Annotated in this window: 18 protein-coding genes; 11 read left to right on the forward strand and 7 right to left on the reverse strand. The window is 67.3% G+C overall.

Going from position 1 to position 21,399, the window contains the following annotated elements; all coding sequences use genetic code 11:
• Window positions 1-57: 57 nt before the first annotated feature.
• From AC1DWT_RS19815 to hppD, 3 genes are all read right to left on the reverse strand, one after another.
• Window positions 58-2,433 carry an FdhF/YdeP family oxidoreductase gene (locus AC1DWT_RS19815; protein WP_206013798.1) on the reverse strand — a complete coding sequence of 792 codons (2,376 nt, stop codon included), beginning with the start codon at window positions 2,431-2,433 and terminating at the stop codon, window positions 58-60.
• A gap of 14 nt (window positions 2,434-2,447) precedes the next feature.
• Window positions 2,448-3,995: an FAD-dependent oxidoreductase gene (locus AC1DWT_RS19820; protein WP_206013799.1), complete on the reverse strand. Its 1,548-nt coding sequence runs from the start codon at window positions 3,993-3,995 to the stop codon at window positions 2,448-2,450.
• Window positions 3,996-4,063: 68 nt separating this feature from the next.
• Complete coding sequence (gene hppD, locus AC1DWT_RS19825; protein WP_477921895.1) at window positions 4,064-5,269, reverse strand: 4-hydroxyphenylpyruvate dioxygenase; 1,206 nt, start codon at window positions 5,267-5,269, stop codon at window positions 4,064-4,066.
• Between the two features lie 181 nt (window positions 5,270-5,450).
• Between hppD and AC1DWT_RS19830 the strand changes: the two genes are divergently transcribed.
• The 4 genes from AC1DWT_RS19830 to AC1DWT_RS19845 all read left to right on the forward strand — a co-directional run bounded on the left by AC1DWT_RS19830 (window position 5,451) and on the right by AC1DWT_RS19845 (window position 10,155).
• The gene (locus AC1DWT_RS19830) at window positions 5,451-5,978 is read left to right on the forward strand and encodes an Lrp/AsnC family transcriptional regulator (protein WP_072944431.1); all 528 of its coding nucleotides are present in this window, start codon (window positions 5,451-5,453) and stop codon (window positions 5,976-5,978) included.
• A 207-nt stretch (window positions 5,979-6,185) separates the two neighbouring features.
• On the forward strand, window positions 6,186-7,412 hold the full coding sequence (locus AC1DWT_RS19835; RefSeq protein ID WP_072944429.1) for a Glu/Leu/Phe/Val dehydrogenase dimerization domain-containing protein: 1,227 nt from the start codon (window positions 6,186-6,188) through the stop codon (window positions 7,410-7,412).
• Window positions 7,413-7,428: 16 nt separating this feature from the next.
• Window positions 7,429-8,850, forward strand: a complete 1,422-nt coding sequence (locus AC1DWT_RS19840) for an amino acid permease (protein WP_206013801.1) — start codon at window positions 7,429-7,431, stop codon at window positions 8,848-8,850.
• Between the two features lie 135 nt (window positions 8,851-8,985).
• Window positions 8,986-10,155: an NADH:flavin oxidoreductase gene (locus AC1DWT_RS19845; RefSeq protein WP_206013802.1), complete on the forward strand. Its 1,170-nt coding sequence runs from the start codon at window positions 8,986-8,988 to the stop codon at window positions 10,153-10,155.
• A gap of 21 nt (window positions 10,156-10,176) precedes the next feature.
• On the opposite strand, the gene AC1DWT_RS19850 is transcribed toward AC1DWT_RS19845, so the two are convergent.
• Together AC1DWT_RS19850 and AC1DWT_RS19855 are read right to left on the reverse strand one after the other, a co-directional pair.
• Complete coding sequence (locus AC1DWT_RS19850) at window positions 10,177-11,718, reverse strand: SLC13 family permease (RefSeq protein ID WP_072944423.1); 1,542 nt, start codon at window positions 11,716-11,718, stop codon at window positions 10,177-10,179.
• A gap of 1 nt (window position 11,719) precedes the next feature.
• Window positions 11,720-13,120, reverse strand: coding sequence for a class-II fumarase/aspartase family protein (locus tag AC1DWT_RS19855; RefSeq protein WP_241031367.1), 1,401 nt, complete (start codon window positions 13,118-13,120; stop codon window positions 11,720-11,722).
• A gap of 181 nt (window positions 13,121-13,301) precedes the next feature.
• Here AC1DWT_RS19855 and AC1DWT_RS19860 point away from each other — a divergent pair, with 181 nt between their 5' ends.
• Window positions 13,302-14,324, forward strand: coding sequence for a LacI family DNA-binding transcriptional regulator (locus AC1DWT_RS19860; RefSeq protein ID WP_206013803.1), 1,023 nt, complete (start codon window positions 13,302-13,304; stop codon window positions 14,322-14,324).
• A 10-nt stretch (window positions 14,325-14,334) separates the two neighbouring features.
• On the opposite strand, the gene AC1DWT_RS19865 is transcribed toward AC1DWT_RS19860, so the two are convergent.
• Window positions 14,335-14,823, reverse strand: coding sequence for an SRPBCC family protein (locus AC1DWT_RS19865; RefSeq protein WP_072944419.1), 489 nt, complete (start codon window positions 14,821-14,823; stop codon window positions 14,335-14,337).
• Window positions 14,820-15,152 carry an ArsR/SmtB family transcription factor gene (locus AC1DWT_RS19870; RefSeq protein ID WP_477921897.1) on the reverse strand — a complete coding sequence of 111 codons (333 nt, stop codon included), beginning with the start codon at window positions 15,150-15,152 and terminating at the stop codon, window positions 14,820-14,822. The genes AC1DWT_RS19865 and AC1DWT_RS19870 overlap by 4 nt, the downstream gene beginning before the upstream one ends.
• 100 nt (window positions 15,153-15,252) lie before the next feature.
• Here AC1DWT_RS19870 and AC1DWT_RS19875 point away from each other — a divergent pair, with 100 nt between their 5' ends.
• The 6 genes from AC1DWT_RS19875 to AC1DWT_RS19900 all read left to right on the forward strand — a co-directional run bounded on the left by AC1DWT_RS19875 (window position 15,253) and on the right by AC1DWT_RS19900 (window position 21,366).
• Window positions 15,253-15,939, forward strand: coding sequence for a TetR/AcrR family transcriptional regulator (locus tag AC1DWT_RS19875; RefSeq protein WP_072944418.1), 687 nt, complete (start codon window positions 15,253-15,255; stop codon window positions 15,937-15,939).
• Between the two features lie 214 nt (window positions 15,940-16,153).
• Complete coding sequence (locus AC1DWT_RS19880) at window positions 16,154-17,485, forward strand: MFS transporter (protein ID WP_072944416.1); 1,332 nt, start codon at window positions 16,154-16,156, stop codon at window positions 17,483-17,485.
• Between the two features lie 48 nt (window positions 17,486-17,533).
• Window positions 17,534-18,625: a Gfo/Idh/MocA family protein gene (locus AC1DWT_RS19885; RefSeq protein ID WP_206013804.1), complete on the forward strand. Its 1,092-nt coding sequence runs from the start codon at window positions 17,534-17,536 to the stop codon at window positions 18,623-18,625.
• 43 nt (window positions 18,626-18,668) lie between these two features.
• Window positions 18,669-19,136 carry a type II 3-dehydroquinate dehydratase gene (gene aroQ / locus AC1DWT_RS19890; RefSeq protein ID WP_206013805.1) on the forward strand — a complete coding sequence of 156 codons (468 nt, stop codon included), beginning with the start codon at window positions 18,669-18,671 and terminating at the stop codon, window positions 19,134-19,136.
• Window positions 19,133-19,942, forward strand: coding sequence for a sugar phosphate isomerase/epimerase family protein (locus tag AC1DWT_RS19895; protein WP_206013806.1), 810 nt, complete (start codon window positions 19,133-19,135; stop codon window positions 19,940-19,942). Before aroQ ends, AC1DWT_RS19895 begins: the two co-directional genes overlap by 4 nt.
• 149 nt (window positions 19,943-20,091) lie before the next feature.
• Entirely contained in the window at window positions 20,092-21,366 is a 1,275-nt protein-coding gene (locus AC1DWT_RS19900) for a glycosyltransferase 87 family protein (protein ID WP_206013807.1), read from the forward strand.
• The last annotated feature ends 33 nt before the right edge of the window (window positions 21,367-21,399 follow it).

Genomic DNA, 21,399 nt, shown 5'->3' on the forward strand with positions numbered 1-21,399 from the left:
CCACTCACCTGCGCAGGTGAGTGGGAAAGCGTGCCGGGGCACACTTTGCCACTCACGTCAGGAGAGGTGCTCGGGCTGGGGCTGCGACTTGTGGACCTGGTCCGATCCGACCGCGTCCTGGCTCGCCTCCGGTGGGCATTCGGCGCTGTACTTGCCGGCGTGTTCCAGGGAGACGACGACGGACTTCGACGTGGGACAGTTGCTGCCGGTCGCCGTGGAATCGAGCGGCACCAGCGGATTGGTCTCCGGATAGTAGGCGGCGGCCGACCCCCGGGGCGTGTCGTACTCGACGATCCGGAAGTCGTGGGCGCAGCGGACGCGGTCGTCACCGTCCCAATGCGTGAAGAGGTCCACCATGTCGCCGTCGTCGAACCCGAGGGCCGCGATGTCGTCGCGGTGCAGGAAGATCACGCGGCGCCCGCCCTCGATGCCGCGGTACCGATCGCTGAGCCCGTAGATCGTGGTGTTGAACTGGTCGTGGCTGCGGATCGTCTGCAGGATCACGTGCCGCGGGGGCACCTGCAGCACGTCGATCGGGGACACCGCGAATTCGGCGCGCCCCGAGTGGGTGGGGAACGTCCGGGAGTCGCGCGGCGGGTGCGGCAGAACGAAGCCGCCCGGCTTGCGGACGTTCACCTCGTACCCTTCGCATCCGGGCACCACCCGCGAGATGTGCAGGCGGATGTTCGCGTAGTCGTCCCGCATCTTCTTCCACTCGAGACCGTAGCGGTCGCCGATCGTGGCCTCGGCGATGCGGGTGACGATCCCCACCTCCGAATCGAGGTGCGGGCTGGCCGGTTTCAACGGACCCCGGGAGGCATGAACCGAGCACACCGAGTCCTCGACGGAAATGAACTGCGGCCCACCGGCCTGGACGTCCTGCTCGGTGCGCCCCCGCGTCGGCAGGATCAGGGCCGTGTCGCCGCACACGAGATGCGACCGGTTGATCTTCGTCGAGACGTGGACCGTCATCCGGGTCTTGCGCAGCGCGGCCGCGGTGACGTCGGTGTCCGGGGCGGCCTGGACGAAGTTGCCGCCGAGCCCGAGGAAAAAGTGGGCCTTGCCGTCGCGCATGGCCCGGATCGAATCGACGGTGTCGTAGCCGTTCTCGCGGGGCGGGTCGAAGTCGAACTCCTTCGCGAGCGCGTCCAGGAAATGCCGCGGCGGGCGCTCCCAGATCCCCATCGTGCGGTCGCCCTGCACGTTCGAGTGCCCGCGCACCGGCAGCAGCCCAGCGCCGGGCTTCCCGATGTTCCCCTGCGCGAGCGCGATATTGGTGACTTCCTTGATGATCGCCACCGAGTTGTGGTGCTGAGTGAGCCCCATCGCCCAGCAGAACACGGTGGCATCGGAATCCCGCAGCATCCGGGCCGCGTCGGTGATCTGTTCCCGCGACAGCCCGGTGTTCCGGGTGACGACGTCCCAGTCGAGGTCGGCGACGTGCTGCTTCCACAACTCGAATCCGATCGTGTACCGGTCGATGAATTCGTGGTCGAGGGCATCCCATTCGACGAGCAGTGAGCCGAACGCCTGGAGCAGGGCCAGGTCGCCGTTCAGCGCGATGGGCAGGTGCAGGTCGGACAGGTCGGTACCGTGCCCCACCATCCCTCGCGGGGTCTGCGGATTCTTGAAGTTGACCAGACCGGCCTCGCGGAGCGGGTTGATCGACAGGATCTTCGCGCCGTTCTGCTTGGCCTTCTCCAGTGCCGACAGCATCCGCGGATGGTTGGTTCCCGGGTTCTGCCCCTGCAAGACAATGAGTTTCGCCTGATACACGTCGTCCATCGTGACGCTGGCCTTGCCGATGCCGATCGACTCCTGCAGCGCGATGCTGGTCGATTCGTGGCACATGTTGGAACAGTCGGGCAGATTGTTCGTCCCGAACGCGCGGACGAACAGCTGGTACGCGAACGCGGCCTCGTTCGACGCCCGGCCGGACGTGTAGAAGATCGCCTCGTCCGGACTGTCCAAGGCGTTCAGCTGCTCGCCGATCAGCGTGAAGGCCTCGTCCCATTCGATGGGCTCGTAGTGCGTTCCGCCGGGCCGCTTCACCATCGGATGCGTGATCCGGCCCTGCTGCCCCAGCCAGTGCTCGCTGTGGCAGTCGAGTTCGGCGATACTGTGGCGGGCGAAGAATTCGGGGGTCGCCCGGACCCGCGTCGCCTCCTCCGCCACCGCCTTGGCGCCGTTCTCACAGAACTCCGCGGCGTGGCGGTGACCCGGGTCGGGGTCGGGCCAGGCGCAACTCATGCAGTCGAAGCCCTCGGCCTGGTTCAGCCGCAACAACGTCTCGGCGGTGCGGACCACACCCATCTGCTCGAGCGCGCGTTTCATCGACACCGCGACAGCGGTCGGCCCGGCCGCGTGGTCCTTCGGGTGCCCGACCTCGAGGTCGGCCTCGTCGTAGTCGAGTTCCTCGTCCTTGTGACGCATCGTTCAGCCTTTCGTCACGATCTCCCCACCAGGCAGCCGAGGTAGTCGATGACGTCGTCGGTCGCGGTGGCCGGGGCGGTGAGCGCGACGTAACCGTCGGGGCGCACCACCACCAGCGTGCCACCGTGTGCCCCGTAGGCGCTACGCGCGAAACCGCGGTCGTCGACGACGTCCACGCCGGGACCGCGGGAATCACCCACCACCACGTATTTCACGTCGTCGGGCGCGTCTTCGGCCAGGGTTTGCAGGGCGTGCCGGGGCCCGCCGTCGAACCCGAGAACCGTGAAGTGCGTCCCGCGGAAGACGTCGAACAGTCGCAGTGGGGAACCGTCCGGGCTCAGGCACGGCGCGTCGGGTGCGCGGTCACCCGCGCGGACGCCCGTCGTCACGTCCCCGTCCCGGGACAGCGAACTCCACGGGTAGCCCAGACCGAGTTGCTGGCCGTCCTCGGTCGCCGCGCCGGCGAACCCCGATGAGTCCTCGCGTCCGAGGTTGTCGGTCACCTTCTGCAGCCCCGCGCTGCTCACCCCGAGCGTCCAGCGGGCGAGCGGCAACCGCTCCTCCTGATACGTGTCGAGGAGCGACGGATCCGCGGACCCGGCCAGGACGAGCGCGAGTTTCCAGCCGAGGTTGTAGGCGTCCTGGATCCCGGTGTTCATCCCGAGCCCACCTGCGGGCGGATGAACGTGCGCGGCGTCGCCGGCGAGGAACACCCGGCCGTCTCGGAAGCGGTCCACCATGCGCACGCTCACATGCCACGTGGACAGCCACGTCGGTGCGGACAGTCGCACGCCGGGATCGCAGGCGATGTCGTCGAGCACTCGCTGGAAGTACTCCAGCGACGGTTCGGGCAGGTTCCCCTCCTCGTCGAAGTCCGCGAACGGCACTCCCTGGAACTGCCAGGAGTTGATCCCACGGAACGGGCACAGCGCGACGAATCCCTTCTCGGGGTGCGACCACTGGTGCCAGCGGTCGGGGGTCAGGCCGTCGACGGACACGTCGCCGAGGAGCATGCCCTCGATGCCGCCCGTCCCCTCGAACGACACCCCGAGCGCCTTGCGCACCGTGCTGCGTCCGCCGTCGCAGCCGACGAGGTAACGCGCCATGACGGTCCCGCCCCCGGCGAGCCGGACGGTCACCTTGTCGGTGGTCTGCTCGAAACCCACCACCTCGACGCCGCGCTCCACGTCGATACCGAACTCGGAGAGACGCTCTCGCAGAATCTGCTCGGTCCGCCACTGCGGGATCATCAACCCGCTCTCGTAGGGCCGGTCGGGTGTGGGGCTCAGGTCTGCGTGGGGGTCGCTGTCGCCCACCACCCGGCCGCGCACCGCGACCCGGTTGGGAAGGTGCCGGAACCCGGCCTCGACGACCTCGTCGACGATACCGAGATCGTCCATCACTTCCTGGCTGCGCGCGGTCAATCCCTTTCCGCGCGAACCCGCGAACGGCTCGGGAGACTTGTCGAGGATCCGCACTTCGACGCCACGCCGCGCCAGTTCCAGAGCAAGCGTGAGACCGGTCGGCCCGGCCCCGGCCACCACTGCCTCGGTAGGGCTCATGGCGTCATCGTATTCGCGGCGGCACCGATCCCGCGGGAAAGTCGCCGCACCCGCTCATCGGCTCTCGCTCAGAAGTTTCCGCGGGCGGCCTGTTCGCGTTCGATGGCCTCGAAGAGGGCCTTGAAGTTGCCGATACCGAAGCCGAGGGAGCCGTGGCGTTCGATGAGTTCGAAGAACACGGTGGGCCGGTCGACGAGGGGTTTGGTGAAGATCTGCAGCAGGTAGCCGTCCTCGTCGCGGTCGACGAGGATGCCGCGTTTCTGCAACTCCTCGATCGGGGCGCGGACGTTGCCGATCCGGGCCCGCAGTTCGGGRTCCTGGTAGTAGGAGTCCGGGGTGGCCAGGAACTCSACCCCCTCGGCGGTGAGCCGGTCCACCGCGGTGAGAATGTCATTGGTGGCCAGCGCCAGGTGCTGGGCGCCGGGGCCGCCGTAGAAGTCGAGGTACTCGTCGATCTGCGASCGTTTCTTSGCGAYGGCGGGCTCGTTGAGSGGGAACTTCACGCGGTGGTTGCCGTTGGAGACGACCTTCGACATCAGCGCGGAGTAGTCGGTGGCGATGTCCTCGCCGACGAATTCGGCCATGTTCGTGAAGCCCATGACCCGGTTGTAGAAGTCGACCCAGTGGTCCATCCTGCCGAGTTCGACGTTGCCGACGACGTGGTCGAGGGCCTGGAACAGSCGTTTGGGGGCGCCGTCCCGTCGGGTGTGCGACGASGTCCGGGCGAGGTAGCCGGGCAGGTAGGGGCCGGTGTAGTGGCTGCGGTCGACGAGGGTGTGGCGGGTGTCGCCGTAGGTGGCGATCGCGGCGATCCGGACGGTGCCGTGYTCGTCGGTSACRTYGTGGGGTTCGTCGAGGACGGTGGCGCCCTGGGCGCGGGCGTGGGCGATGCATTTGTCGACGTCGGGGACGGCGAGGGCGATGTCGACGACGCCGTCGCCGTGGGTCCGGTGGTGCTCGATCAGCGGGCTGYCSGGGTYSACGGCGCCGTTGATGACGAAGCGGACGGCGCCGGATTCGAGGACGAAGCTGTGGTGGTCGCGGTTGCCGGTGGTCGGTCCGGAGTAGGCGACGAGGGTCATCCCGAACGCGGACTGGAAGTAGTGGGCGGTCTGGGTGGCGTTGCCGACCACCCAKACGACGGCGTCCCAGCCGCTGACCGGGAACGGGTCGCGGGTGCCGTCGTATTCGACGAGCCCGACCAGCTGCTCGAGCTGGCTGAGGTCGAGACCTGCCAGGCGTTCCTTGTCGGTGAGAGTCTGCTCGATCGTCATCGCTGTCTTCCTGTTTCGGGGACGGAGGGCTTGGCCTGTTGTGTGGGTCACTACGAAAACCCAGACCGGCCACATAGGCAACCGAGCCAGCAGAAGCTAGCCGCGGTGCCACCTTCGGGCGCCTCGCGGAGGGTTTTCTTATACAGTCGGACTAGTTGAATTCGTTCGGAGAGGTCTGGCCATGAAGGACGCAGTGCAGTTGGACGAGCTCGACTTCGCCCTCCTCGACGCCATGCACGACGACCCGAAGGCCGGCGTGCTGGAACTGTCGCGCCGGATCAAGGTGGCGCGGGCCACCGTTCAGGCGCGGGTGCGCAAACTCGAGGAGTCCGGCGTGATCGCCGGGTACGAGCCGCGCCTCGACATCGCCGCCGCGGGGTTCGACGTGCAGGCGTTCGTCACGCTGGAGACGGCGCAGGGCGCACTCGACTCCGTGACGTCGGAACTGGAGTCGATCCCCGGGGTGCTCGAGGCCTTCGCGACCACCGGTTCCGGCGACATCCTGTGCCGCATCGCCGCCGGCTCCCACCTCGGGCTGCAGCAGACGCTGATCGATCTGAACAAGTCGAGCGTCGTCGCCCGGTCCACCAGCGTGATGGTGCTGTCGGTGATCGTCCCGTACCGGTCGATGCCTCTGCTGCGAACCCTCGACCGACCGCGTCCGGCGAAGGCCCCGGCCTACCGCACCGCGCCCGCAGACGCGGATTAGCAACGCGTTCCCCGCTTCTGCTGCACAAATTGAATAGAAAATCGACGAACCTCTTTCTCGGTGATGTTCATCGTGGCTATCTGCTGCGCAGCCGGTTGCGGCGCACGAGTGGTGCCCACCACAGTGATCGCCGTAACAGCGCGGGCACGGCCGGGAACACCGGCCGGATCGCCCCGAGCCCCGGCCGTCCAGAAACCGAGAGAAGCCATGAAGAATCTGCTCACCCGATTCGAAGAGAAGGCCCCCGAGATCGTCTTCGAGTGGCACGACACGGAGACCTCCGCCCGCGGATGGACGGTGATCAACTCGCTGCGCGGCGGTGCTGCCGGCGGCGGAACCCGGATGCGCCGCGGTCTCGATCGGCGCGAGGTGGAATCGCTCGCCAAGACCATGGAGGTCAAGTTCACCGTCTCGGGTCCGGCCATCGGCGGCGCGAAGTCGGGCATCGACTTCGACCCGACCGACCCGCGCAAGGACGAGGTGCTGCGCCGCTGGTTCAAGGCCGTGACCCCGCTGCTGAAGTCGTACTACGGCACCGGCGGCGACCTGAACGTCGACGAGATGGCCGAGGTCGTGCCGATCACCGAGAGCTACGGGCTGTGGCATCCGCAGGAGGGCGTCGTCAACGGGCACTTCGCGGCGACCGATCGTGAGCGGGTGCAGCGGGTCGGGCAGCTGCGCCTGGGCGTCGCGAAGGTCGTCGAGGATGCGCGGTTCACGCCCGACCCGCAGGCGAAGTACACGGTGTCGGATCTGATCACCGGGTGGGGCGTCGCCGAATCGGTGCGGCACTACTACCGGGTCTACGGCGGCGAACTGGCCGGCAAGCGCGTGATCATGCAGGGCTGGGGCAACGTCGGCGCCGCCGCCGCGTACTACCTGGCGCAGTCCGGTGCCCGGATCGTCGGAATCCTCGACCGCAACGGTGGATTGACGAACACCGACGGCTACGACTTCGAGCAGATCCGCGCGCTGTTCCTGGCCAAGGAGGGCAACGAACTGCGCGCAGCAGGCATGGTGCCGTTCGAGGAGATCAACTCGACGATCTGGAGTTCCGGCGCCGAGATCTTCCTCCCCTGCGCCGCGTCCCGTCTCGTGACCCGCGACCAGGTGGACCGGTTGATCGCGGGCGGCCTCGAGGTGGTGGCGAGCGGCGCCAACGTGCCGTTCGCGGACGACGAGATCTTCTACGGTCCCACCTACGAATACGCCGACAAGAGCGTCGCCGTCGTCCCCGACTTCATCGCCAACTGCGGCATGGCCCGGGCGTTCGCGCTGCTGATGGAGGGCGACATCGAGGTGTCGGACGAGGCGATCTTCGGCGACGTCTCCGCCACCGTGGCGACGGCGCTCGAGCGCTGCTTCGCGCGTTCGTCGCAGCCGACCGGAATCGCCGGTACCGCGTTCGAGATCGCACTCGATCAGCTCGTCTGACGGCACGGGAGACCCCATGAACACAGTTCACGACCCACCGGCCTCCACCACCCGCCTGCAGCAGGCGATGAAACCGCGGCAGCTGGTGATGATGAGTCTGGGCGGCGCGATCGGTGCCGGACTATTCGTCGGCTCCGGCGCGGGCATCGCCGTCGCCGGGCCCGCCGTGCTCGTCTCCTTCCTCATCGCCGGGTTTCTCGTCGTCCTCGTCATGCGGATGATGGGCGAGATGGTGGCCGCCGACCCCGACAGCGGTGCGTTCTCCGTCCACGCCGAGAAGGCGATGGGCCCGATCGCCGGCCGGACCATCGGCTGGCTCTACTGGGTGCAGGTCGTCATCGTGGTCGCCGCGGAAGCGACCGCGGCGGCGGCGATCACCGCCGCCTCCCTGCCCGCGGTGCCGCAATGGGTGGCCGCCCTGGCATACATGAGTGTGCTGACCGCCGTGAACCTGGCGGGTGTCTCCCGCTTCGGTGAGTTCGAATTCTGGTTCGCCGCACTGAAGATCGTGGCGATCGTCGCGTTCCTGGCGGTCGGCTCCGCGATGATCTTCGGCTGGATCCCGAGTTTCGACGCGCCCGGTCTGTCGAACCTCACCGGCCACGGCGGATTCGCCCCCACCGGAGTCACCGGCATCGCCGCGGGCCTGCTGATCGTGGTCTTCGCGTTCGGCGGCACCGAGGTGATGGCCATCGCGGCCGCCGAGACGTCGGAGCCCCGGCGCAACGTGAGCCGGGCGGTGCGGTCCATCGTGTGGCGGATCCTGGTGTTCTACGTCGGTTCCGTCCTGATCATGGTGACGGTGCTGCCGTGGACGGCGGGGGAACTCGCGACGGGTCCGTTCGTCGCGGTCCTGAACGCCGCACACGTGCCGGGCGCCGGCGCCGTCATGACCGTCGTCGTGGTCATCGCGCTGCTGTCGTCGCTGAACGCCATGCTGTTCAGCGGTTCCCGGATGATCTACTCGCTGTCCGAGCGCGGGGCGGCCGCGAAGGTGTTCGGCCGGGTGTCGGGCAACGGCGTCCCCCGCCTGGCGGTGCTGGCGTCGGTGGCGTTCGGTTTCGTCACCGTCGTCCTCAACTACCTGGCACCGGATCGTGTTCTCCCGCTGCTGCTCAACGCGGTCGGTTCGACAATCCTGGTGCTGTGGACGTTCGTCACTGTCTCGCAGATCGTGCTGCGGCGGCGCGCCGAGAAGTCGGGCCGGACGGATCTGCCGCTGAAGATGTGGGGCTTCCCGTATCTGTCGTACGTGGCACTCGCGCTGCTGGCCGCGGTCGCGGTGCTGGCGTTGTTCGACGACGCGGCACGCAACCAGCTGTTCGCGACGCTCACGTTCACGTGTGCGATCACACTCGCCTGCTGGGTGCTCGGGCGCAGGCAACGCGGCGCGATCACCGGCGAAGCGCCGGAGAAGCTGCCCGAGACCGTCGGTTGAGAGACCACCGCCGCACGCTCACGGACGTCGAGGGGTCGTCCGCGAGAGTGCGGTGGTGTCCCGCTCAGCGGACATGTCCCGCTCACCGAACATCCCCGCCGCCTACCGTCGACTGCACACGACGAAGGGGCGGGAATGACCACACCTCCAGACATTTTCGCCCCGGCCACGCTGGGCCCCATCACGTTACGCAACCGGATCATCAAATCGGCCACGTTCGAGGGCCGCACTCCCGACGCGCTGGTCACCGACGAATTGATCGAGTTCCATCGCCGCCCCGCCGCGGGTGGGGTCGGGATGTCGACGGTGGCCTACTGCGCCGTGGCACCGGAGGGCCGCACCGAACGCGGACAGTTGTGGATGCGCCCGGACGCCGTCCCCGGGCTGCGCCGACTCACCGATGCCATCCACGCCGAGGGTGCGGCCGCATCCGCCCAACTCGGGCACGCCGGACCCGTCGCCAACGAGAAGTCCACCGGACTGCCTGCGCTCGCACCGTCGCGGTCGTTCAATCCGCTGAGCATGCGGATGATCCGCAGCGCCACCACCGCCGACATCACCAGAATCACCGCCGCCCACGGCACCGCGGCGCGGCTCGCCGTCGAGTCCGGCTTCGACGCCGTCGAGATCCACTTCGGCCACAACTATTTCGCCAGTGCGTTCCTCAGCCCGAAACTGAACCGGCGCACCGATTCCTACGGTGGATCGCTCGAGAACCGGGCCCGGGTGGTGCGGGACGTCGCCCGCACCGTGCGCGACGCCGTCGGCGGCCGGGTTGCGATCCTCGCCAAGCTCAACATGGACGACGGCGTCCCCGGCGGGTTCTGGCTCGACGAGGCCATCCAGGTCGCCCGGCTTCTGGAGCACGACGGCAGCGTCGATGCCCTCGAACTCACCATGGGCAGTTCACTTCTCAATCCCATGTACCTGTTCAAGGGTGACGCGCCGGTCCGCGAGTTCGCCGCCGCCATGCCGCAGCCCGTCCGCCTCGGCGTGCAACTGGCAGGCAAGTCGCTGATCCACGCCTACCCGTACCGCGACCTGTTCATGCTCGAGCACGCCCGCCAGATCCGCGCGGCGGTGGCGTTGCCGCTCGTCCTGCTCGGCGGAGTCACCGACCGGGCGGGGATGGACACCGCGATGGCCGAGGGCTTCGAATTCGTCGCCATGGCCCGCGCGTTGCTGCGCGAACCCGATCTGGTGAACCGCATCCGCGCCGAGTCGCGCACCCAATCGTTGTGCATCCATTGCAACAAGTGCATGCCCACCATCTTCAGCGGAGCACGCTGCGTGCTCGTCGACTGATTCGCGGCACGGCCGGCCTGCTCACACGTGGAGCGCGAGGAGGGATCCGATGCCGACGACGGCGCCGAAGATCAGTGGGATGCAGATGATGTCGATGAAGATGCCGGTGCTGATCATCTTGATCATCGGCACGTAGCCCGATCCGTAGACGATGGCGTTCGGTGGCGTCGAGACCGGGAGCATGGCGCCGGCATTCGCGCCGAACACGCCGGCCATGGCCGGGATGATCGGGTCGACGCCGATGGCGAGGGCGATCGGGATGATGATCGGGACGACGATGCCGACGCTGGCCGTGTTGCTGGTGGTCTCGGAGATGACCAGACCCATGACGATCGCGATCAGGGCGAGAACCCAGGAACTCTGCACACCCGTGGCCCGGGCGATGGTGGTGCCGAGGGTTTCCGCGAGTCCGGTGGCGTTCATCATGGTGCCGATCGTCAGGCCGGCGCCGACGAGGAGAACTGTGCCCCAGTCGATCTTGGCGGCCTCCGACCAGGTGAGGGTGGATTCGCCGCTCCCGTTCCCGCGGGGCAGGAAGAACAGCAGACCGGCGGTGAGGACGACGACGGATCCCTCGTTGAGGTGATCGGTGAAGGCGGTGACGATCGGGCTCGTGACACCGAAGGTGGTGACGAGGGACGGCAACACCCAGAGGACGACGGTGACGAGGAAGATCACCAGGACGTTGCGTTCGCCGCGGTTCATCGGGCCGAGGTCTGCGTAGTGGGCGCGGAAGTAGTCCTGCCCGCCGCGGATGTGCTTCACCTCGGGCCGGTTGACGAGGATCAGCGCGACCCACATGACCGCGCCCATCACGAGGAGGTACGGGGCCGACATGGAGATCCAGTCGAACAGTTCGACCTTGTAGCCGGTCATCCGCTCGATGGTGCCGCGGCCGATGACGTTGGCGATTCCGGTGATCGGGGTGAGGACCGAACCGATACTCGCGCCGTAGGCAATGGACAGCATCAGCAGGCAAGAGAATTTGGTGCGGTTGGTCCTGATGCCCGGGTTCTGCTCCTGAATGAGATCGCCGATCGTCTTGACCACGCCGATGCCGATGGGAAGCAGCATCGCGGCGGTGGCGGACGACGACACGAACATCGAGAGGATGCAGGCGACGACACCGAACGCCGCCGCGGTGCGGTACGTGCTGTTGCCGATGCCCGGGAACGAGAGCACCTTGAGGGCGAACCGCCGGTCCAGCCCGTGCACCGTCATTGCGCGGGCCAGGATGAAGGCGCCGATCACCAGGAACACCGTCGCGGAGCCGAAGGACCCGTACACCTCCTGGGGTGTGCCGACGCCGAGGACGACGAGTAGGGCGATGCCGATCAGCGCGGTCACCGGGATGGGGACGGGTTCGGTGATCCACAGCAGGACCACGACGGTCAGAACCGCGAGCATGGCCTGCTGGGAATTCGGCATGTCGATCGGCAGCACCAGGATGCCGATGAGCAGGGGCAGCGCGGCGATCAGGCCGAGACGTCCGCGGATGAAGTCGAAGCGTTCCTCTCCTGCGAGTTTCGGTGGCTGCTCCGTCGCGGGGGCGAGTGTGCGCATGTCAGATCCTTGCCAGCTGCGGAATGGAGGGCAGGTCTTCGTCGACTGCGGCACCGCTGTGCCATCCGCGGACAGCGCTCGCGGCGATGTCCTTCGCCTCACCGAGGTAATCGTCGGCGGTGACGAGTTGCGCGGGCAGCAGTTCGGCGACACCGGCCTCCGCCGCGACCTCGCGCAGGGTGTCGGCGAGCACGCGATGCGAGGTTCGGGCGCGGGTCGCGGCCGTGTAGAGCAGGTCGTGGGCGCGTTCGCGGCCCAGGGCTTCGGCGAGCTGGATCATCTGCGCCTCGGCCATGACCAGCCCGCCGTCGAGGTCGAGGTTCGCGCGCATCCTGTCGGCGTCGACCCGCATGCCCGTGACGATGACGAGCGCTTCGGACAGGGCACTGCCGGCCAGGACCCCGAGTTGTGGGATCACCTGCCATTCGATCTGCCACTCGCCGGCGCTGCGTTCGTGGCCCGCCTCCTGGATGCGGCTCAGCGACGACAGCAGCGCCCCGGCGGTCTGGGACAGTCCGATGATGGCCTCCGACGAGATCGGGTTGACCTTCTGCGGCATCGTCGACGACGCACCGCGGTGGCTGTTGTAGGGCTCGAAGACCTCGCCGATCTCCGTGCGGGAGAGGTCGACGATGTTGCGGGCGAGCTTGGCGCACGTCGCCGCGACAGTGGCGCAGAGCCAGCCGTATTCGGCGATACCGTCGCGGTCGACATGCCACGGGATGTCGGTGTCGTGCAGGCCGAGCAGATCGGCGACGCGGGTCCGGACGTCCGCGGATTTCGCTCCGAGCGCCGCGGACGTGCCGCCCGCCCCGAACAGGGAGATCACGGCGATCCGCGGCACCGCCTGCTGGAGCCGTTCGCGGTGGCGGGTGAACTGACCCAGCAGCGTCGCGAGGGTGGCGCCGAACGTGGTCGGCACCGCCTGCTGGGCGTGGGTCCGGCCGGGCATCACGGTGCCGGCGTGGGCCTCGACCTGGACCGCGAGCGCATCGCCGAGTTCGCCGAGCTGCCAGTCGAGCGCGGCCAGCGACCGCGCGAGCTGCAGGGCGAGCCCGGTATCCATGATGTCCTGCGTGGTCGCACCGTAGTGGACGCGACCGTTCGGTCCGTCCGGCAGCGCCCCGGAGATCTGCCGCACCAGCCCGAGGATCGGGTACCCGACATTCTTCGACGTCTCCCACAGGGAGTCGCGGTCGATGTTGTCGATGCGAGCCGCTGCCGCGATCGCCGCGGCGTCGTCTGCCGAGATGACCGCGTGCTCACCCTGAGCGATGGCGAGGGCCCGCTCGGTGGCCAGCCAGCTCTCGATGCAGCTGTCGGCGGAAAAGATGTCGAGTTGCGCCTCGTCCCCTGCCAGGTGAGTGAGGAGGGAGAACGGGTTTCTTGACTGAATGGACACGAAGGGCCTTTCGCCTGACGTAGTGGATCACCCACATCCGCGACTGTGACTCACGCCATGTGGAATCGGTTCCACATCACTGTGGCGTAAGCCACTCGTTCTGTCAAGAGAGGTCGTTTCCCCGACGTCCGCCGTCGTCCTCGACGCCTTTACCTGCGGTTACGTTGGGTATGGTGGGCTTGTGCCCAAACTTCAGGACGTCGCCGCGCTGGCCAAGGTGGGGGTGGGTACCGCCTCACGCGCGATGAGCGGGCGCGGCTACGTGGACCCCGATACGCGCAAGAGAATCCTCGAGGCGGCCGACGCATTGGGCTACCGGCCGAACAAGGTCGCCCAAGCACTGCGGGAGAACAAGACGCGCGTCGTCGGATTGCTACTCCCCGACATCTCGAACGAGTTCTACACCGACAGCGCCGCCGTGCTGCAGTCCGTTCTGTTCGAGGCCGGATTCCAGCTCGTGGTCAGCGCGAGCGGCAACGATCCGGAATCCGAGGAACGCGGACTGCGCTCCCTGCTCGATCACCGCGTCGACGGAATCATCCACGTCCCCGTCGACACTCGGCGTACATTGCCGACCGGCGTGCCGATCGTGCAACTCAACCGTCACTCGGTCCCGCTACAGACCGACGCAGTCGTCAGCGACGACGAATTCGGCATCGAAGCGATCACCGACCTGGCCCTGCAGGCGGGACACACCGATCTCGCACTCGTCATCGGCGGGGCCGATCACAGCACCACCGCCGACCGCATGCGCGGGTTCCGCAACGCCGTCGACCGCGCGGGAATACCGGAGGCGCCCAAGGGAACTGCCGGGCGCCGCTTCCGCATCCTCGAGGGCGACTTCACCTCGGCATGGGGGCGGAACGCGATGCACGCGATCGCCGGCGACCTGCCTGACGTCGTCATCGCCGCCAGTAGCCGGATCGCGCTGGGCGTCCTGCACGCCTGCTCCGACCTCGGCCTGTCGGTGCCCAGCCACCTGTCCGTCGCCGCGCACGGAAACCCCGAATGGTACGAGGTGTTTCCGCCCGGAATCACGTCCTACGCCCCGCCCCTGGCCGAGATGGGGCAGGAGGCGGCGGTGCGGATCCTCGCCAAGATGAAGGCCGGCGCCGAGGACGGCGTCCCCATCACGACGAGACTGAGAGGAGAAGTCCACCACCGTCATTCGATCGGCGGCAGCCTCTCCGCGCCCACTTCGTGACGACTTCCGGTCACCAGCTCGTCTGCGCCAGCACCGCATCCAGCGCCGCGTAGCTCTCGTTCATGCCGCCCTCCATGCCGGACTGCAACATGCCGTCGCGCTCCTCGGGGGTGTGGAACTGACTGACGACAGACAGCTTGGTGCGCCCGTCACCGAGGTCGGTGTAGGTGTTGTTCTCGACGATGACGTGGCCCGGCATGCCGTCCCACTCGAACGTGTACACCAGGCGCTCCTCCGGGGTGATCTCCCTGAATCTGCCCTCGAAACCGTGGGTCTCGCCGTCCGAGTGTTCGACGAAGCGCCAGTGCCCGCCGCGTTCGAATTCCCAGCGTTCGACGTCGAGTTCGTTTCCGCGACCCCACCACTGGGCGAGGAGTTCCGGTCTCGTGAACGCGGCCCACACGCGTTCGCGGGGAGCGTTGAAGATGCGTTCGACGTGGATCTCCCGGTCCGTCGGCGTCGAGACGGTCGCGGTCGTGGAAGTCTGCGAAGTGCTCATGACGTGCCTTCCGTTCGATTGAGAAATTCGTCCAGACGGTCCAGGCGCCCTTCGAGCGACAGCTGGTAGTCGCGGATCCAGGCCACCTCACGCTCGAGGGCATTGGTCCCCAGCATGCAGTACCGCACCCGGCCAYGTTTCTCGGTCACGACCATCCCGGCCTCTTCGAGCAGTCGAACGTGCTTCTTGATGCCGGTGAGAGTCATCTCGAAGAGTTCGGCGAGGTCGCTGATCGAGCAGGCGCCGTCACCGAGCCGGCGGAGAATCCCACGTCGCGTGGGGTCTGCCAGTGCGGCGAACGTAGCGTCGAGAGCCGAATACTGAACCATCCAGTTCAGTGTTGCACCGACCCCCGCCCCGGTCAAGACCGGCGCCGAGGGACCCACGAGCGTTTCGGGCGCTCAGATAAGCTTGGGCCGTGGTCCACCGATGACAGCGTCGCCCGACGAACACGAAGAGGCGATCCGCGATCGCCCGCACAGTCGCGCCACGCCCGCGAGAGCGCGGCGCAATCCGGCACTCGTTCAGGCCGACATCCTCGAGGTCGCGACCGCGGAATTCGCCGAGAAGGGCCTGTCCGGCGCCAGCGTCAACGAGATCGCCGAGAAGACGCAGACCACCAAACGCATGATCTATTACTACTTCGGCGGCAAGGAAGGTCTGTACACCGCCGTCCTCGAGCGCAACTACAAACTCATCCGCGAACTCGAACACGAGGTGGACCTCGAACACGCCGAACCGGTCGATGCGCTGAGGTTGATCGCGCAGTTGACGTTCGACCACCACGACACGCATCGCGCCTACGTCCGCCTCGTCAGCGGAGAAAACATGATGAAAGGCAAGTACATTCGGCAGTCCGACGAGGTGGCCGGACTCGGCATGCCCGTGCTGGCGGTACTCGAGGACGTGCTGCGCCGCGGTCAGGAGGCCGGCGTGTTCCGCCGGGACGTCGAGGCCATCGACGTCCACATGCTCATCAACAGCGTGTCGCTGTTCCGCATCTCCAACCAGTACACGTTCGACGCGCTGTTCCAGCGCGATCTCGCCGCCGACGAGCTCAGGTCGCACCTGCGCACCGTCATCGGTGACGTCACGGTTCGCTACGTCTGCATCTGACGGCCCACAAGCTCCTCCACACACCCTTCGCGCCTGCTGAGAGCGGGTTTGTCGCGCCGTTTGTACCTACTGGACACTTTTTGGCCCGCGAGGTACAAAGCTATTGCGCCCGTCACATCCGGTGCGCTAGATTCAGGGCCTGCGCAGGACGAACTTCCGTTCGCCATACGAACGCCAGTCGGGCGGTGTCATGCACGCACAGAGGAGAGACCGAATGACGACGACTATCGATGCCACGGGCACCGGTCCTCGGACAGACCTGCAGAAGGTCAAACGAGCAGCCACCGCCGCATTTCTCGGCAGCATGCTCGAGTACTACGAGTTCTACATCTACGCCTCCGCAGCCGCCCTGGTCTTCGGCAAGGTCTTCTTCCCCTCGTCCAGCGCGGCCACCGGAACCCTGTTGTCGCTGGCAACGTTCGGCGTCGCGTACATCGCCCGGCCCATCGGAGCGGTCCTGCTGGGACATCTCGGAGACCGCGTCGGACGTAAGAAGATCATGCTGTTCACGCTCGGATTGATGGGCACGGCAACATTTCTCATCGGCTGCCTGCCCGAGTACAAGCACATCGGAATCTGGGCGCCGATCCTCCTCGTCTGCCTCCGCGTGTGTCAGGGAATCTCGGCAGCCGGCGAGCAGTCCGGAGCCAATTCACTGACCCTCGAGCACTCCCCGGAACACCGGCGGGCCTTCTTCACCAGCTGGACCCTCACCGGCACGCAGGCCGGCTTCATCCTTGCCACCCTGGTGTTCCTCTCCGTCGCCACCCTGCCCGAAGACCAGCTTCTCAGCTGGGGATGGCGGATCCCCTTCCTCGCCAGCGCCATCGTCGTCTTCGCCGCGTACATCGCGCGACGCAAGCTGGAGGAGCCGGAGGTCTTCACCGAGAATCGCGAGAACGGCGAACTCGAACGCTTTCCCGTCGCGACACTTCTGCGCACCCACTCGACCGATGTGCTGCGAGTGATTCTCTGCGCGTTCCAGTCGGTCGGCGGCACCATCTTCGCGGTCTTCGGACTCGCGTTCGCGACCAGCGCCGAGGTAGGCATCAGTCGCCCGACCATGCTCTGGGCGGCCGTCGTCGCCAACGTCGTCGCGTTGTTCATGCAGCCGTCGCTCGCCGTCCTCGCCGACCGCATCGGCCGCAAGCCGGTGTTCATCAGCGGCGTCGTCGGTCTCGCGCTGTCGATCTTCCTCTACTTCTGGGCGATCTCCACCGCGAACGTGGTACTCATCTTTGCCGGCGCGATCGTCTTCACCGGAATCTGCTACAGCGCACCGAATGCCATCTTCCCGTCGTTCTACGCGGAGATGTTCAACACGAAGGTGCGATTCTCCGGCATGGCGCTCGGCACCCAGATCGGTTTCGCCTTCGCCGGTTTCGCACCCACCATCGCATGGACCATCGTCGGCGACAGCCGAACGAACTGGATCCCGGTCGCGATCCTGGTGGCGGTCGCATGCCTGATCTCGGCAGCGGCGGCCTCCACCGCACGCGAGACCTACAAGACACCGCTCGCGCAGCTCGGCAAGCCCATCGCCTGACACGTCGCCACCAATCCTTCACACGTTTACGACGACAAGGAAGAACCCATGACCACCACACGCTTGAAAATCGGAATCGTCGGCTGCGGCAAGATCGCCATCAACCACGCCAAGGCTCTGCACGCCATGCCCGAGGTGGAACTGGTCGCCTGCAGTGACACCGACCAGGACAGAGCCAAATCCTTCGGTGCCGCACACGGAATAGCCCACGCCTACGACGACCTCGAGACTTTGCTCGGCAGTGGTCTCGACGCCGTCACCATCTGCACTCCGCACCCGACCCACGAAGCGATCGTCCTCGCGGCCGCCGAACACGGACTGCACGTACTGTGCGAGAAGCCGATCGCAATCACGCTCGACGAAGCCGACCGCATGGTCGAGGCGACGGCCACCGCGGGGGTGAAGTTCGGCGTACTGTTCCAGCGCCGATTCTGGCCTGCCGCTCAGCGCATCCGAGCCGCCATCGATGCCGGCGCGCTCGGCGGCGAACCCATCGTCGCCACCTGCACCGTGCGACTCGGCCGCGACCGCGAGTACTACACCTCCGACCCGTGGCGCGGCCGCTGGGACACCGACGGTGGAGGTGTGCTGATGACTCAGGCCATTCACTACATCGACCTGCTGCAGTGGTTCATGGGCGACGCCGTCGAGGTGAGTGGACATATCGACACCCTGGTGCACGGCGACTACATCGAGGTGGAGGACACGGTCGCAGCCACCGTGAAGTTCTCGTCCGGCGGACTCGCCACCATCACCGCCGGCACGACTTTCACACCCGGTCTGGGCACCCAGATCGTGGTCGGTGGACGCAACGGGCGCACCGTGAGCCTGACGGAATTTCCCGAGGGGATGCCGGCGGTCAACGACATCTGGACAGTCGAGGGCGAGGAGGAGTACCTGCAGATGCACTCGACGGACATCGAATCGGATCCGCCGCTCTCGCAGATCCATGTCGGTCTCGCGCCGTTCCATCAGATGCAGATCGAGGACTTCGTCCACGCCATCGTCGAGGACCGCGCGCCCGCGGTCTCCGGACGCGACGCGCGTCGCGCGCTCGAGATCGTCCTCGCCATCTATGAATCCTCCCGGACCGGGCAACCCGTCTCACTCACCTCGGGCGCCCTCGCCGGACTGCAGTAACTGCACCGCAACCTTTTTCACTCCGTCAGGCGAGGACGACACGATGCATTCACCGACCTTCCTGGTCGTCAACGGACCGAACCTCAACATGCTCGGGACGAGGCAGCCCGAACATTACGGTCACCACACCCTCGACGACGTCCGCATAATGTGCGAGCGGACCGCCGAACCACTGAACGTCGAATTGACGTTCTTCCAGTCGAATCACGAAGGCGCGGTGATCGACCGCATCCATCAGGCCCGGGGATCCGCACACGCCATCGTGATCAACCCCGGCGCGTGGACCCATACGTCCGTGGCCCTTCGCGACGCGTTGGTGGTCCCGGAGATCCCGATCGTCGAGGTGCACATCAGCAACATTCACGCCCGCGAGGAGTTCCGTCATCGCTCCTTCGTCTCGCCGATCGCGAGTGCCGTCATCGCCGGTGCCGGGATCTCCGGGTACAAGTTCGCGATCCAGCATCTCGCGGCCGTGCTGGCCCCGGCAGAAGGGTACGCGATCCGGCCATGACCGACAGACCACTGCTGTCACTCTCGCCGCTCACTGCCGTCGACGCCTCACCACCGGACCTGGTGGCCGCGGCCGCCGACGCCGGCTTCGACTGTGTGGGAATCCGGGCGAGAGCGGCCGCCACCGACACTCAATGGCCGATGCTCGACAACGGCCCGATGGTACGGGAGACGCGCCGCCGCGCCGACGATCTGGGCATCGAGATCCTGGACGTCGAGGTCCTGCGGATCACCGGCACAGACGACGTGGAGGCCGCTCTGCGGGTACTCGACGCGGCGTCGACGCTGCGTGCGAGCTATGTGCTGGTGAACGGCAACGACCCGGAGCCCACCCGGCAGGCCGATACCTTCGCACACCTGTGCCGTGAGGCGGAGCAACGAGGTGTGTCGCTGGCGTTGGAGTTCATGGCGTTCAGCCGGATCCGGACCCTCGGCGACGCCACCGCCGTTCTGACGCACGCTGCCAGTCCCGCCGCGGTGCTCGTCGTGGACGCGCTGCACCTGGCTCGGACCGGCAGCACAGTCGACGAGGTCCGGGCTGTTCCCGACCGCTGGCTGTCGTACGCTCAGCTGTGCGACGCCCCGAGCGCGGCGCCGGCCGATCACGCCGGACTGATCACCGAAGCGCGCACCGACCGGCTGCTGCCCGGCGAGGGTGAACTCCCGTTGCACGACTTGGTCGGTGCCCTTCCCGCCGGCACCGTCTTCTCCGTGGAGGCCCCGGTCCTCGCTCACACTGGGTGGGCGGTCGGCGACCGCGCCGAGTATGCGTACCGGGCCCTGCGCGACACGGTGTCCGCGGCGTAGGCCCGGCCGGCGACGGCGCCCGCGGCATCTCGGCGCCGGTACGGATCGGTAACGAATCCGGACGACCCGCCTGTCGCCGCCCTGGGCATCTCGCGGGCGCCGTTAGCGTCAGAGCCGTCGGCACACGTCCGCACACCCAGGGGGCGCAGATGGAAACACGCGTCTTTCCTCGCCGCCCGGCGATCGTGGTGGCGCTCGCGGTGTGCGCGACGTTGGCCGTCGTCGCGGTGCTCGGCACCGTCGACCCGTGGACGCCGAAGATCGGACTGTTCACCGGCGGCGCCGATCTGCACGTCTACCGCGACGGTGGCTGGCGGGTTCTGCACGGCCTGCCGCTGTACAGCGGACCCGTCGCGCTGGGGTTGCTCTACACCTACACGCCGTTCTCCGCGATCGTGTTCGTGCCGCTCGAACGCATACCCTGCGCGTACGTCGACAACCTGTGGATGGCGTTCAACCTGGGTGTGCTGGCGGGCTGCATCCTCCTGTGCTGGCGCATCCTCGGGTACCGGATCACCCCGCACCTGCTGCTGGTCACCGCGCTGACGACGGTGACCTGCACCTTCGTCGAACCGGTGCGGACGACGCTGTTCTACGGCCAGGTCAATCTGGTGCTGATGCTGTGGGTGCTCTGGGACTTCTCCCGGCCGGAGCGCAGCGTGCTGCGCGGGGTGGGTATCGGGCTGGGCGCGGCCGTCAAACTGACCCCCGGCTTCTTCGTCGTCCAGCTCCTCGCCCTGCGCCAGTGGCGGGCGGCCGCGGCCGCGACGTCCGTCTTCGCGGGCACGGTGGCGTTCGCCTGGGTGATCGTGCCCGACGACTCCCGCCGGTACTGGACCAGCACGTTCTTCGACTCCACCCGCATCGCCGACGACGCGCACCCGTCCAACCAATCGTTGCGGGGAACACTGACCCGGCTCACGGACGGGCAGGCACCGCCGTGGCTGTGGCTGATCCTCGCGGGAGCCGTCGCCGTCGTCGGCCTCGTCGTGTCGGTGCGCCTGTACGAACGCGGCGAACGGTTGCTGTCGGTGGTGCTCGGCGGGCTCACCGCCGCCGTGGTGTCGCCGTTTTCGTGGAGCCATCACTGGGTGTGGCTGGTGCCGCTGATGGTCTACCTGATGCACCGCGCGGTCTCGGACACCGGACGGTGGTGGTTCGCGTTCGCCGCACTGTTCGCGTCGACGGCGGCGTGGCCGTACTGGTGGAGCCCGGACTTCGCCGTCGTCGGACTGTTCCTGTTTCCACCGTCGTGGCCGGTCGCGTTCGGGCTGCAGAACATCTACGTGCTCGTGTACGTCCCGGTCCTCGTCTCGGCGATCCGGATGGTCACCCGGCGCACCCGGCATCGGCCGATCCTCACCTTGGTCGTGACGTACCCGCCGGCACCGGAACCGTCGGAGATGTCGCTGCGAAGCGCGTGACGGCACCGCCTTTCCGCGCCCCTCGACGCACCG

The sequence above is a fragment of the Rhodococcus sp. P4_B6 genome (genome assembly GCF_056402215.1).